Genomic DNA, 14,567 nt, shown 5'->3' on the forward strand with positions numbered 1-14,567 from the left:
TATCCATAAATTATCGTTTAATCATAAAGATAACGACACAAGTTTCAAATAGGATACTTTTCAATGATACGCATCATACTCCATAGTTTATGCCTCAGTTTTTTGTGTTATCACCCAAACCTTTGGGCGGACAATACAGCCCCTACACAAATTTATGGAACACATGCCGCAGGATGTATTAAAAACGCCCGTATTCTCCCGCCAGAAGGCGAAGGTTATCAAGCCATTCGCTTAAGTCGCCAGCGCAATTATGCACACCCAAGCTTAATTTATTTCATTCAAACACTGGGAAAGCAAATGGCACGACAACAAAATAGCACCTTATTCATTGGCGATATTGGACAAGAAGGAGGCGGGGCAATGTCTGGACATGGAAGCCATCAAATTGGTTTAGATGTCGATATCCTCTTTTTACAACCCGCCAATTCACACCTGCTAAGCGTTGCTGAAAGAGAAAAAATCAACCCCATTTCTATGCTCACCAATAATCAAACAGAAATAGACACAAAACGTTGGCGACCTGTGCATGACAGCATGTTACAACTTGCCGCAGAAAATTCGCCTGTAGAACGGATTTTTGTTAATCCCGTGATTAAAAAATACCTATGCACACAATACCCACAAGCCGCATGGCAAGCAAAAATTCGCCCTTGGTGGGGACATGATGGACATTTTCACGTCCGCCTTCGCTGTCCGTCTGATAGTCCGCACTGCGTTATGGCAACCCCGTTGCCCGCCAATAATGGATGTGGAACAGAACTAGACTGGTGGTTTAGTGCGGATGCTAACAAATCCGCCCAACAAAAATATGATAAATCCAAACCCAAAAAACCCCGCGTTTTACCTACGGAATGTAGTGTGCAGTAAAAACTGCCCATAATTCCGATATAATACGCAAAATCCAACGAGCGAATAGTATTTACTATAATGCTCATGTTTTACCTAACTTAATTAACTTGTATGCTCCTCATCGAAGTTATTATTCTCCTGCTTTTAGCCATCGTGATACTCATCGCGATATTTGGCAAATACCTAACGACACCCTACCCTATCCTACTCGTCATTGGTGGCTTAGTGCTTGGATTAGTCCCCGTTTTACCAAAACTAGAACTAGACCCACACTTTGTTTTTCTCTGCTTCCTCCCCCCCCTACTATATTCAGCCGCCTTATTCACCTCATGGCGTGAATTTAAAGCCGATATTCACCACATCAGCTCACTTGCATTCGGATTAGTCTTTGCGACCACCTTTGGCGTTGCCTTTATCGCACACTACACCATACCCGAATTAACATGGACAGCCGCGCTAGTACTTGGGGCCATTGTTTCCCCACCCGATGCAGTTGCCGCTACCAGCATTACACAACGGCTTAATGTCCACCCACGTTTAGTCGCTATTTTAGAAGGAGAAAGCCTAATCAATGATGCAAGCGGTTTAATTGCCTATCGCTTTGCTGTTGCAGCCGTTGTTACAGGAACATTTTCCTTTTGGTCAGCCAGTTTACAATTTATAACCGTCAGTGTTGGTGGCATCCTACTCGGGTTAGGCATGGGTTGGATATTAGCAAATATTCAAAAACGTCTAAACGACCCCCCTGTACAAATCACACTCTCCCTGCTCACCCCCTTTATTGTTTACTTAGGCGCGGAAGAACTACACCTCTCAGGCGTGTTAGCGACCGTTGCGACAGGTATGTACATAGGCAGACACTCCTCAGAATTTCTCTCGCCCGTCACCCGCTTACAACTGGTTGCCGTCTGGCAAACTGTTATTTTTGTTTTAAATGGATTTGTTTTTATTATTATTGGCTTACAACTCCCCTTTATTTTAGAAAACATCCTCAAAGAAAAATCCCTCAGCACCCTACTATGGCAAGCAAGTTTAATTAGCATTGCCGTTATCGCCATACGCCTACTTTGGGTTTTCCCCTCCGCCTACTTCCCACAACTACTAGGTCATTTTATCCCCTGCCTACGTAAAGATACCCCACCACCGCCTTGGGAAGCCGTCCTCATGGTTGGCTGGTCAGGGATGCGTGGCATTGTATCGCTAGGTGCGGCACTGGCTATTCCCCTCTACACAATAGATAACCAACTTTTTCCTGCCCGCGATTTAATTATTTTTCTCACCTTTTGCGTTATTTTCTCAACCCTCGTACTACAAGGGCTAACCCTACCCGCTTTAATCCGCTGGCTAGGTGTAACCGATGATGGAGAAGCAACAAAAGAAGAAATGCACGCACGTATCAAAGGCTTACAAGCAGGGATTGCACGCATTGACGAACTCGTTGCCATGGAAATGACACATGTACCCTATGAAAAAATTGCCTATGTTCGCCACTGGTATGAAGACCGCATTAACCGCTACACAGCACACCTAGAAGGCAACCATAATGAAAAGCAAAGTCAAATAGATAAAGCCGTTGCCACCCTACAACAAGAGGCTTTAAAATCAACACGACGTACCATTATTGAATTACGGAATCAAGACAAACTAAGTGACGAAGGACTACGCAAGATTCAACACCAATTAGACCTTGTAGAATCACATATTCACCATGATATTGTCGCGTTAGAACACTCTTTACAACTGAAAGAATCTTGATGCGTTTGTAGGGGCGATTCTACCCGCTTAACTGCTAAGACAAGCCCCTACGTTTTTTCTACCCGAGAAAACACCTTATGCCTGACACACCAAAAGAACGCCTATTTTTTGCCCTATTTCCACCGCCTGAAATCCGTGACCAAATTGTTAAACTAACGCGCCCCCTTATCCAACCCAACACAGGCATAGAACTGCAAGCCACTGATTTACATATCACCCTGATTTTTATTGGCGAAACAGAAACCCAACACAAATCCTGTATAACACAAATAGCCGATGGCATTCGTGCAACCCCGTTCACCTTAACACTAGAAACCCTTGGCTACTGGGAAAAGCCCCGCATACTCTGGCTTGCACCGCAACCCTCACCCGACTTACACCAACTAGTAAACCAACTCACACAACAACTAAGCACTTGCGGTTATCAAGCGGAATTACGCCCTTATCAAGCACACATTAGCCTATTACGTAAAGCCTCCCCACTCACAACCTACCCGCCAATTCCCCCGCTCGCATGGACAGTTGACGCATTTTGTCTAGCGCGGTCAATACCACACTCACAAGAAAATCGTTATGAAATTATTCAACGTTGGCTATTTTAATCAACAAAACATCCTACTAAAACTAACACTTTTAACCAGTTGTCTAGTTTTCTCTGCCTGCCAAAGCAGCGCGGTTAAAAGCAGCGGCACAGCAACAGGGATTAGCGCGCGGGTTTTTACCATAGAAAGCGGTGACACACTCACACTACTAGACAGCAAAAACAAACTACTAACCGCTCGTTTAGCCGAAATAGACGCACCAGAAAACGCACAAGCATTAGGCATGGCAGCAAAACAAAACCTATTCAATCTCACCTTTGACAAAACAGTACAAGTGATTATTGAAAAAACCGAAGCTCGCCAAGTCATTGCAAGAATTTACGTCAACAAAACAGACCTGAGTACAGAACAGGTTAAAAAAGGATTAGCATGGGTTCTCACCACATCAACCGATAAAAACCTACAAACGTTAGAAAAAACCGCGCGTTCAAAAAAACTGGGATTATGGGCAGCCGCAAACCCCATTCCACCGTGGGAATATCGAGCGGGGAAAAAACGTTAGTTTGTTAGAATCTGAATTTTCAGAGGTTTTAGTCTATGTAGCCAGTACAGAATGCGTTATGACACGAAAGAATGCACCTAACACCCCATGCTTACTTTAACTTTAAATAAGCAACCTTATAGATTGATTAGAATAAATGCGTGAACTGATTCAGGTTTACGTATCCCATCAATAACAGTAAGAACAGTTGTTTGGCTTCCTTGCTGTGAGGAGTGATGTAACAACCCAATCATTCAAATTTCTCAAATGAATTCTTTAAGCATTTATTGAATAGAGAAAATATCTATTACTTCCTAGATTTACTACAACAAGGTTATTAGAAAGAAAATAGCACGTATAGCCCATTTCCCCATTGACAACGGTCGCTTATAATACAAAAACTTAAAAAAATTGGGGGAATGCGATGAACGAGGATAATAAACGTCTGCTATTGGAAAAAATTGTCTCGTTAGAAAAAGCACTTATTCTAGAAACAGACCCTGCTGAGCGATTTAAATTAAACCATCAAATTAAAGGGTGTAAACAACAGCTTTTAGAATTAAATTCTGCTATCGACGACAACCCTTCAATTGATATAAAAATCACCATTGGCACAGCAGATACCCGCCCTATAAAGCAACAGATTGAAGCAGATAAAAAAGCACGCTTAGACACTCTTAGAAAAGGACAAAATCCTTACCCTTCTTCTTATAACGCCTTGCCCGTACAATCCCCTGTTTTTGTAGGACGAGATGAGGAAATTACCAATATTTACGCCCGATATAACAAGGCAGATAAACCCGCTTGTATTAGTATCATTGGAGAAAGACGAATTGGTAAAACCTCCTTACTCAATCAAATTATTCATTATTTAAGCCGATTAGAAAAATTAGTCTTAATCTCTTTTTCAGCCCAAGCATGGAAACCTAACACAGAAAACGATTTCTTTGCAGGATTACAACGCTGTTTATACTCTAATTTTAAAGAAAACAATTCCCAACCATGTTTTAGCAATTTCTTAAACGAAAAAGCAAAACATGGCTATCAATTTTTATTAGTTATTGATGAATTTGAAGCATTTTGTGAAAACACTTTTGTCAATGCGCAGTTTTTAGGGAAATTACGTGCATTATCAGAAAATGATGATTACAAACTAGGCTATTTATTAAGTAGTAAAGTCAGTCTAAGTGATTTAGCAACACAGCATAAAACAGAATCTTCTTCTTTTCATAATGTTTTTTATTCTCAAGTTATTAGTCTATTAAAAACACAAAATGTGCAAATTCTCACACAAACAATTTGGCAACATAGCACGGATAAGCCATTGCCTAATGAAGTAAACATCCAACAATATGCAGGAGAACACCCCTTATTATTGCAATTAATTTTACGGCAATTATGGCAAGATGCTGATGCGGAGAGTGCAACTAACGAGAATCAATTAAAAATACAATGTAATGAGATTTTTAAAGGCTTATGGGAGCGACGGACAGAAGCAGAAAAAAACTTACTGATTTTAATTGCACGGAGAGAAAAATCGGGAAATTCTTATTTAATAGGAGAACTTCAACAGCGTGGCTTATTATTACTAAACAATCAATTATTTAGTAGCCAATTTAGTATATTCATCTTAGAACAGCCTGAAGCGACACAAACAATGCAAAAAGAAACTGAAGTTGAGATAAGCAAGGAGAAGGAGAAAACCATGAAAACGGCACTTACTGTATTACATGAAGCTATTACTCAAGTACCTGCTGTTAAGTATGCATTAGGGATTGTAGGCATTGCCGCAGCAGTTGCAATTATTCAATTGTTTCTAAAAGATTTACGTATTGCTTTAATAAGCGTTATGCTAATGTTGATTTTTATGGGTTTTTTGTTTTTATTTGCCAAGTTAGGCGATACAATTCCAGCAAAGGCTAAAAACGTTTTTATTTGGTTTATTTTACTTTTATTTATAACAAGTTGTGTTTTTTTAACCACTTCCGTATTTTTTGATATACCAATGCCTTTAAAAACATTAATGCTAAAACCCCTTTAAAATCTATTTTATTTGGATAATGTTAAAAATGTCTCCTGTTCAGTCAATATTATTAATTTTAAAAAACGCGCCATTATGGTGGATACGATTTTGGTTGCGTCCATTGGAAATACAGGGGCAGATGAGACAAAACGGGTGGGTTACATTCTTGACTGCACTTTTAAGTGGTTTGTTATGGGGGGGAGTTTTAGGGAGTATTTTCTGGTTACAAACGGATAATTTACACTCTATTTGGATTACTGCAATTACAGTGGCAACTGCATTTACATTTATGTTCACATTTGTAACTAAAGGTACATTTGCCTTCATGGTCGTAGGTGCAGGAATAAGTGCATTCATAGGAGTATTTACAGGAGTATTTATGAGTGCATTCACTGGTGTTTTCGTAGGGATTTTTGCGAGTATAAGCTTAGGAGCTGGTGCATCTATAGGTATATGGATAATTGGCATTTTTGCAGGTTTATTATTTCCCTTAGTTTGGATTCAAACAATTAGCATCCTGACAGGTAGTATTATTCTAATATTTGGTTCGTGGATATTGTTTAGGATACATATTAAAGATTATCCGAAATGGGTAGTTATTTTTTTCGTAACTACTTGGTTAATAGGACTTCAGATAGTTACTTTTGCATCTTTTGTGCATTACCCGTTAGCAGAAGCAACTAACTTTATAAATATATTAACTATTTCAGTGGGAGTTGGTTTTTTAGCAGGAATAGAACACTGTTATAAACAATCTGAATTTTTAACTAAATTAAGCATATTTTTTGCCATATTAGCTTCTTTTTTATGGGTGATTACTTTTACAGTAGCCACTTATCAACTAAAAGAAAAAATTATCATTTTAGTTTATTACCTAACAGTAACTCCATTTATTCTCAGTGGGTTACCATTCTACCCCCTAGTAGCCTTTTGGCATCGATATCAAACACAATTACACATTTTTAAATTATCTCAACTAGATAATTTATTGATGTTTCAATGGCAATCTTTTGCCTATCCCTTGCCCGCTTTTGAGCAGTTATTTCGCCATATTATTCAGCTCTATGATATAGAAACCTTATTAAAATTTATGGCTAATGCACAGCAAAAGTGCTTGCAACAGTCAACAATGGCGCGTGCTATGCGAAAATTGATTAATAGCCCAGAGTTAGCTATTGCGATTTGTGCAAAAATAACAACAAAAACCAATTCTGATACCATTTTACAATTAGCGTTTATTAATCCATTGGGGCAAGCTATTGCCGTATTAATCCCAAAAAAAGAGGATGGGGAAACTCATCATGAAAATTCACAACCCGATAAATACACACTATTTCTTGCAAAACCATGGCAGAAAAATAATTTTTTATCTACTTTTTTGAAACAGCCAAATGATAATAAACTTGTTATAAATTCATTTGAACAGGTGAGTAAAACCTCAATATCTCATCGCCTTACTTACGCACTAGAACAACTAGAATCCTGCTTACATTATGAGCAAGCAAAAGAATTTAAAGCATTACTTTCAGCCCTGCACCACTACGCAAATATTAAAAACATCATAGAATTTGATGAGTTACGTTATCACCCACAAAACAGCCAAACAACAACAGACTGGTTGAATCAAGGCTGGCAACTTTTCCCGATATTTCAAAATACTATTAATGAACTTACGCCTTATCGCCAATTTAATAACGCAAAATCGCGTCGGGATTTACTGAGACATTTAATTAAAAAAATAAAAAACAGAAACACACCACGACTATCAGATATTGCCTCTTATTGGGCAGATATAGGCAGGGAAATCTATGAACAATGGATGGAAATTTTAGAAACAGCTATAGAGGAAGACCGCGATTATCTCAGTATTAACGTGACCATTCCAGAACAAACTTTTCTCGCTAATGGACAACAACAAACGCTACAACTGCGTATTAGTAATACTAGCAACGTTATTGCTAAACGATTAATTTTAAATATTTTAACTTGTAGTGATGGTATTCACTGTACAACTGAACATCAAACCTTTCCACTTATCTTAGAACGCCAAGCTACCCAAACGCTTACATTTACTTTTATCTGTCATCAATCGGGCGATTATGAATTACAGGGTGAAGTTATCGCCGAAGCCTTGGATAATACGTTGTATCGAATCCGATTTAATACCCGTTTACATGTTGGTGTATTTGGCAAACCTTATATAAGACCAACTCACGCGCTCTATATCATCGGTTCGAGCATTGGTTCAAGCGAACGCTTTATCGGACGTAAAAAGCTGATTCAAACCCTAAAAGAGGCGTGGCAACAAACAGATGATAAACCTGCTATTTTATTATTAGGACAACGCCGTATTGGTAAAACTTCATTGTTGAATCAATTAGAACGTATGAGTTTAGAAGAATGCCAGTTACTGCCTATTAAAATTGATGCACAAGCATGGCAAACTGAACGCGAGTTTTTAATGGCTGTTATAGATCGTCTTGCAAAAAAACTTAAAATTCCATGTATTACTTTACCTGACAATGACTATCGCGCTACCTTCTCTTATTTTATTACGCATACCATTCATATCCCCTTAGCACATCAACGGATTTTACTCATGGTTGATGAAACAGAAGATTTATTTTCTGCGCAAAAATACTACGGTTCATTAGTTGGCTATTTACGAAGTATGATGCAAGGTCATGAATATCCGCTTTTATTACTTTTCTCCGGTGCGCATAAACTAAAAGCCATTGCTAAACAAAAAGATTCTGTGTTTTTTAATACCACACAAGAATTTACTATTAGTTATATGAATTCCCATGAAACCAGCGAGCTACTGACTAAAAACGCACAAAATTATTTAGAATTCAGTCAACTTAGCTTAGAAGTTGCCTATCAATTGACACATGGGCAACCTTTGTTATTACAAATGCTTGGTAATCAAATTATTGAGCAATTCAACGATTGTCTTGAATCCAACCAAACTCGTAGCATTTACGTAGATTACAACGACATTCAACAAGCTGCGGATAAAGTTGCTAACGCAAAAGAAAACAAGGCATTTACCGAACATTGGGACAAAATCAGCCTTGTAACACAATCTGTTTTAGCTGTGTTTGCTGTAGAAAGTGATGAGGAAAACCACCCTTTTTTAGATATTGAGGTGTTAGACAGAGCCATTAAAGCTCATAAACTCTCCTTACAACGCCATGAATTAGCAGATATTTTGGATGATTTAACGAATGAAGAAATTTTGCAACGAACAGAATTAACCTATGGTTTTGTCGTCCCGCTTTATCGCCGTTGGATAAAATGGCGACATCCACCCCAACAGGTTAGAGAACGCTATCCACAATAATCTGATTTAATGATGTTTTTTACCGTGTTGCCCACCCTATCATTTTATTTCTCCCTCAAAATCCTTGATAAATTAATCTCAATCCAATCAACCAGTAATTCTACCTGTTTGGCTAATTCTACGCCTAATTCTGTTAGGGAATATTCTACATGGGGTGGAATAACAGGGTAGGCAGTACGCAAAATGAAGCCGTCGGCTTCTAAGGTTTGCAGGGTTTGAGCAAGCATTTTTTCGCTTACGCCATTTAATTTGCGACGTAAATCACTAAAGCGATGCGTGCCTTGTAATAACGCAACTAGCGTTAAACAGCCCCAGCGGTTGGTAACGTGTTTTAAAATTTCACGAGAAGGACAGTCTTTTGAAAAAACTTCTCCGCGCATCATACGGGTGGATAGGGTGCTGGCATCAACTGTATTCATGACACTTACCTTTTAGTACGTACTTACAAAAAGTAAGCATAGCAATTATTATCTGTTCCTACCATTTTTAAATCATACAAAGAGGGTTGTTTATGATTATCGTGACAGGGGCAACAGGTCAATTAGGTCGTTTAGTCATTGCTTCATTACTGCAAAAAGTACCTGCAAGCAGTATTGTGGCGGTTGTACGTAATGTGGAGAAAGCACAGGATTTGGTCGCGCTGGGGATAGCCGTGCGCTATGCCGATTATAATCAGCCCGCAACGTGGAAAAGTGCATTAGTGGGGGCGGAGAAACTGTTGTTAATTTCTTCTAGTGAAGTGGGTCAGCGGACTCAGCAACATCGTACCGTTATCGATGCGGCAAAGCAGGCAGGTGTTAAGTTGTTGGCTTATACCAGCTTATTACATGCAGATACGTCGCCGTTGGGTTTAGCAACCGAGCATCAGGAAACGGAAAAATATTTGCGTGCTTCTGGTGTGCCTTTTGTGATTTTGCGTCATGGTTGGTACACAGAAAACTATACCGTATCGCTAGGCAGTGCTATTGCGCATGGGGCTATTTATGGATGTGCAGGCGAGGGGTTGATTGCGTCGGCAACACGGGCGGATTATGCCAAAGCGGATGCGGTAGTGTTGACAAGTGCGAATCAGGCGGGGAAGGTGTACGAGTTAGCGGGCGATAGTGCTTATACGTTGTCAGCTTTGGCTGCTGAGGTGTCACGGCAAACAGGGAAATCTATTAATTATGTGAATTTGTCGCAGGGTGATTATCAAGCGGTGTTAGTCAAGGCGGGCTTGCCCGAGGGGTTTGCACATTTGTTAGCGGATTCAGATACGGGTGCATCGCAAGGGGCATTGTTTGATGAGGGGCATCAGTTAAGTCAGTTAATTGGTAGCGTTACAACGCCATTAAGTGTGGCGGTCGCGACCGTTTTATAGTGTTGCAGGTGAGGCTGAATAGTGGGGTGGGCAGGATGCCTGCCCTACAATAAGTGAGTTGTGTTGTCTAAAGCTATTTATTTTTCTTGATATAACAGGGCTATTTCTGCCGCGTGGTGTTGCATAATATTGCGTCGTTTTACCCTGAGTGTTGCCGTGAGTAAATCATCTTCAATACACCAAGCATCTAAAAATAGGGCGACATGATGAATATGGTGATGCGCTGGTAATTGATATAAGTAGCTATTTATACGGTGTAATATCCGATTTTTAACAAGGGGGTTTTGTAGGTGGGTTGTGTCATCTGTTGTAATGCCTAATGTTGGTGCAATGGTTTGCCAAAGACTTTGATTTAAAACAACTAATGCACTTAAGCAAGGTTGTCCATCACCAATCACTAACACTTGTTGAAAAAGCGCGTCATGTAAAATAAGATTTTCTATATCGGTTGGTGATACGCTGTGTCCATGTTGTAATACGATGACTTCTTTTAAATAGCCTGTAATATACCAATGCCCTAGCGCATCTTGCCGCGCTAAATCTCCTGTGTGTAACCATCCGTCTGCATCAATGGTATTTTCCGTTAAACTCGGATTATTCCAATAACCCAGCATTACACAGGCACTGCGGGTTAATAATTCTCCATTTTCAGCGAGTTTCATTTCTATGGTAGGCAATGGTATTCCGACACTTTCGGGAACATTGTTTTCAGGACGATTGACAGTTACAACCGTACTATTTTCAATTAATCCATAGCCTTGTAATAAATTTAGTCCTAAACCAATAAAAAAGCGTGAAACGGGCAACGGTAATGCTGTCCCCCCACAAACGGCAAGGCGTAAACGTCCCCCCAAACTCCGCAAAATGGGCATTGCAATGTATTTACGTAAAAAACCGCCTAGTAATAGGCTAGGATGCCATGCGGTGCGTTTTTGTTCATAACAAAATTGTCGCCACCCTATATTTAATGTGAGGTCAAATAGTCGGCGTTGAAACCAATTACATTTATCTAAATTGTTGTAAATACGTTGATAAATTTGTTCGTAAATACGTGGTACAGAAATTAATACGGTAGGACGTAAAACAGCTAAATCAATCCCTAGTTGTGGAATTGAACGCGCAAAAGCAACAGGTGTTGCGGTATATAAGGGTAAATAGTAACCCGCGTTACGTTCCAATAAATTAGATAATGGTAGGAAAGATAAGAATAAATCATCTGTTGTAAAACCGACGTGGCTTTGTGTTGCCGTTTCTACCAGCAGGCGAACATTGGTTAATAAATTTTGATGGCTCAACATAACCCCTTTGGGTTTGCCTGTTGTGCCTGCGGTATAGACAATGGTCGCTAATTGGTCTGGTGCGGATTCTGAGGCTTGTAATGAATACAAGGCATTATTTTTTTCTAAGGGTAACCAGTTGGTTAGCGTTACTAAACGGGCATCACTAAAGGCGGATGTTGTCAGGGCTTGTGTGGTTACGATTTGTTGTACTGTGCGGAAATGTTGACGCAGTGGATATAAGCGTTTCCATTGTAAAGAGCCTTCTAAGAGTAAAAATTTCGCGCCTACTTCTTCAATAATATGTGAAATATTTTCTGGGCGGTCATCTAGGTGTAGGGGGACAACAATCAAGCCTAATCCCAGTGCCGCTTGGTCAAATATGACCCATTCTGGGCAGTTATGTAGCAAAATCGCAACTCTGTCGCCTGCCTGTAATCCTGTTTGTGCAAAAGCAACTTGCCAACGAGCAACTTGTTCCGCAATCGCAGCCCACGTGTAAATATGCCAAACTTTTCTTTCTTTATCAAAAGCCTGATAGGCAACTTGGCGCGGGTTTTGGCTAACCCGTTGACGAAAAAGCGCGGGAATAGTTATTACCTGTGTCATGCGGATACTCACTATGGGGAAAAATGGCGATATCAGTGCGGGGAATGGAATTATAACGTAAGTGACCTGTTTAAGAGCAGGTTGCTGGTATTTTGATATTACGAAAAATAAGTGTAGTCGCGTTTGCTACGCTTATGCACGTCTAATGTCTTAAGTGTTTTGATAATTGTGTAGCACTTGCTGTTAAAAATCCAATGCCATAACTCAGGTGCAATGTGATAAAAACCAAGGCGACTAAGCCAAACAATGATAGGGTTGTTTTATACGTTGTTTGCAGGGTAAAAATAGTGAGCGCGAATAGATAGCTAACAATAACAGGTAATAATAGGTATAACCCCAAGCCATGATAAAAGCTGCTTAGTATGCCTATTAATAAACTGAGAACGAATAATGCGGGAATCAGGTGACGAATCGATGTTGGTAGGGTGTGTTTGCGAATCACGCCAAATTTCCCATAGCCGTATTGAAAGTATTGTCGCCACAGTTTTTTTAAAGAATCTCGTGGATAGTAATAAGATTGAATTGCAGCCGTTAGATAAATTTTCCCTCCTTGTTTTATAAGGCGATAATTTAATTCATCATCTTCTGCACCAATCAAATTTTCATCATAATAACCAATCGTAGTAAATACTTGGCGACGATATGCACCTAAATAAACGGTGTCGACATAGCCTTCTTGGTCGGTGTAATGAAATTGTGAATTTCCCACGCCAAATAGGGATGTTGTCGCAAGTGCAATGGCTTGTGCAACGCGGTTTGTCGCTTTAATACGAATATGACCACCAACATTGTCTGCCCCTGTTTTGTCTAAGGCAGCAACACATTGTCTTATATAATCAGGCGCATATTCTGTATGACTATCCATACGAATTAAGTAATCCCCTTGTGCTATTTGAATCGCCATGTTCAAACTGCTAGGCGCGCTGCGGCGTGGATTGCTCAAAACGGTTAATTTAGGTATTTGTTGTTGATACGCTTTTAGTAGGCTGAAAGAAGTATCGGTGGAATGCCCATCCACCGCGATAATATCTATTGCCGCTTGTGGATAATCTTGTTGTTGAATAGATTGAAAAAGCAGGGGAAGAAACGATGCTTCGTTATAGACAGGGATTAAAAGGCTAACGGTTTTCATGTTGTTTGCCGTCCGAGTAAAAAATAGGTTTGCATTTCTCCTTTGCCTTTTATGTCTAATGTTCCACGTGATTCAAATGTAAATTGGGTGTGCAGTTCTTGATAAATTGCATCGGATACGTGGATTTTATCTGGCAAACTGTGCGATTCCATGCGACTGGCGGTATTAACGGTATCGCCCCATAAATCGTAGATAAATTTTTTCTGTCCAATCACGCCCGCAACAACCGCTCCCGAATGGAAGCCTATACGTAACTGTAAACTGCGTCCTGTTTCTTGGTTAAATAAATGAATTTCATGCAACATTTCCAATGCCATTTCTGCCATATTCACAGAATGATGTGGCAACGCATGAGGAATTCCTCCCACAACCATATAGGCATCACCAATCGTTTTAATTTTTTCTAAATCATATTTTTCTACTAAACGGTCAAAACGACAGAAAATATTATCTAATAAGCCAACTAATCCTTCAGGTGAGATGCTGGCGGAAAGTTTGGTAAAACCAACTAAATCAGCAAATAATACGGTTGCATTGGGATAACTATCGGCAATGATATTCGTGCCTTCTTTTAGGCGTTGCGCCACAAGATGGGGCAAAATATTAAGCAATAATCGTTCTGACTTGGCTTTTTCCGCCGCTAAAGCACGATAAGCAGCGACTAATTCATGATTTTTTTCTGATAATTGAATATTTTGTAAATGTTCTATTTCTCGTTGTTGCACAATAGCCAGTAGCCGAAATAGTCGTAATATACGGACAAAACGAAGAAAAATAGCAAAATGGGTACTGGGTAATAGGTAAACGGCAACGAGTAAAAAATCAAAAACATTCCATTTGTCTAGAAAAAACTGTCCAAATTGTCGTCCATACGTCCCGATACGAATGATAATTTCTATTAAAAAAATGATAAAAATAATATGGTCTAACCAATAAAAAAGATGCCCGTAACTGTTAAGCAGCTCGGGATAACCTTCTAAGCAGACAAGAAAAACGGAAAAAAAGATAGTACCAATAATAAAGTTTTGAAATTCTTTAGTACGTTCAATTTTTCGACAGAACTCAACCAGCATTTCTTGTCCTTTGTCTCAGTCGTTTATAATGGGAAAGAGATGAATAGGGATTTATTATCGCTG

11 protein-coding genes are annotated in these 14,567 nt (G+C 39.5%); 7 read left to right on the forward strand and 4 right to left on the reverse strand.

The features are described 5' to 3' along the window. Positions 1 to 63: 63 nt before the first annotated feature. The 6 genes from mepA (at position 64) to AL038_RS12210 (ending at position 9,053) form a co-directional block, all read left to right on the forward strand. A complete protein-coding gene (mepA, locus tag AL038_RS12185) occupies positions 64 to 867 on the forward strand; it encodes a penicillin-insensitive murein endopeptidase (RefSeq protein WP_062153201.1) in 804 nt (267 codons plus the stop codon). A 93-nt stretch (positions 868 to 960) separates the two neighbouring features. After that, on the forward strand, positions 961 to 2,604 hold the full coding sequence (locus tag AL038_RS12190) for a Na+/H+ antiporter (RefSeq protein WP_062153204.1): 1,644 nt from the start codon (positions 961 to 963) through the stop codon (positions 2,602 to 2,604). Positions 2,605 to 2,681: 77 nt separating this feature from the next. Beyond that, positions 2,682 to 3,206 carry an RNA 2',3'-cyclic phosphodiesterase gene (gene thpR, locus AL038_RS12195; RefSeq protein ID WP_062153205.1) on the forward strand — a complete coding sequence of 175 codons (525 nt, stop codon included), beginning with the start codon at positions 2,682 to 2,684 and terminating at the stop codon, positions 3,204 to 3,206. After that, a complete protein-coding gene (locus AL038_RS12200) occupies positions 3,178 to 3,708 on the forward strand; it encodes a thermonuclease family protein (protein WP_062153207.1) in 531 nt (176 codons plus the stop codon). The genes thpR and AL038_RS12200 overlap by 29 nt, the downstream gene beginning before the upstream one ends. A 403-nt stretch (positions 3,709 to 4,111) precedes the next feature. Then, positions 4,112 to 5,728 carry an AAA family ATPase gene (locus AL038_RS12205; RefSeq protein WP_062153209.1) on the forward strand — a complete coding sequence of 539 codons (1,617 nt, stop codon included), beginning with the start codon at positions 4,112 to 4,114 and terminating at the stop codon, positions 5,726 to 5,728. A gap of 148 nt (positions 5,729 to 5,876) precedes the next feature. Next, a complete protein-coding gene (locus AL038_RS12210; protein ID WP_145917104.1) occupies positions 5,877 to 9,053 on the forward strand; it encodes an ATP-binding protein in 3,177 nt (1,058 codons plus the stop codon). Between the two features lie 44 nt (positions 9,054 to 9,097). On the opposite strand, the gene AL038_RS12215 is transcribed toward AL038_RS12210, so the two are convergent. Continuing rightward, positions 9,098 to 9,472 (reverse strand): winged helix-turn-helix transcriptional regulator, encoded by a 375-nt coding sequence (locus AL038_RS12215; protein ID WP_062153213.1) that lies wholly within the window; start codon positions 9,470 to 9,472, stop codon positions 9,098 to 9,100. Positions 9,473 to 9,564: 92 nt separating this feature from the next. On the opposite strand from AL038_RS12215, the gene AL038_RS12220 reads away from it, so the two are divergent. After that, entirely contained in the window at positions 9,565 to 10,413 is an 849-nt protein-coding gene (locus AL038_RS12220) for an SDR family oxidoreductase (RefSeq protein ID WP_062153215.1), read from the forward strand. 77 nt (positions 10,414 to 10,490) lie between these two features. Here the strand turns inward: AL038_RS12220 and AL038_RS12225 are convergent, their stop codons facing one another. From AL038_RS12225 to AL038_RS12235, 3 genes are all read right to left on the reverse strand, one after another. After that, positions 10,491 to 12,299, reverse strand: a complete 1,809-nt coding sequence (locus tag AL038_RS12225; RefSeq protein WP_062153217.1) for an AMP-dependent synthetase/ligase — start codon at positions 12,297 to 12,299, stop codon at positions 10,491 to 10,493. 142 nt (positions 12,300 to 12,441) lie between these two features. Continuing rightward, positions 12,442 to 13,431: a glycosyltransferase family 2 protein gene (locus tag AL038_RS12230; RefSeq protein ID WP_062153218.1), complete on the reverse strand. Its 990-nt coding sequence runs from the start codon at positions 13,429 to 13,431 to the stop codon at positions 12,442 to 12,444. Continuing rightward, positions 13,428 to 14,504 carry an adenylate/guanylate cyclase domain-containing protein gene (locus tag AL038_RS12235; protein WP_062153220.1) on the reverse strand — a complete coding sequence of 359 codons (1,077 nt, stop codon included), beginning with the start codon at positions 14,502 to 14,504 and terminating at the stop codon, positions 13,428 to 13,430. Before AL038_RS12235 ends, AL038_RS12230 begins: the two co-directional genes overlap by 4 nt. Positions 14,505 to 14,567: the final 63 nt, after the last annotated feature.

The organism is Beggiatoa leptomitoformis (assembly GCF_001305575.3).
GTDB lineage: Bacteria > Pseudomonadota > Gammaproteobacteria > Beggiatoales > Beggiatoaceae > Beggiatoa > Beggiatoa leptomitoformis.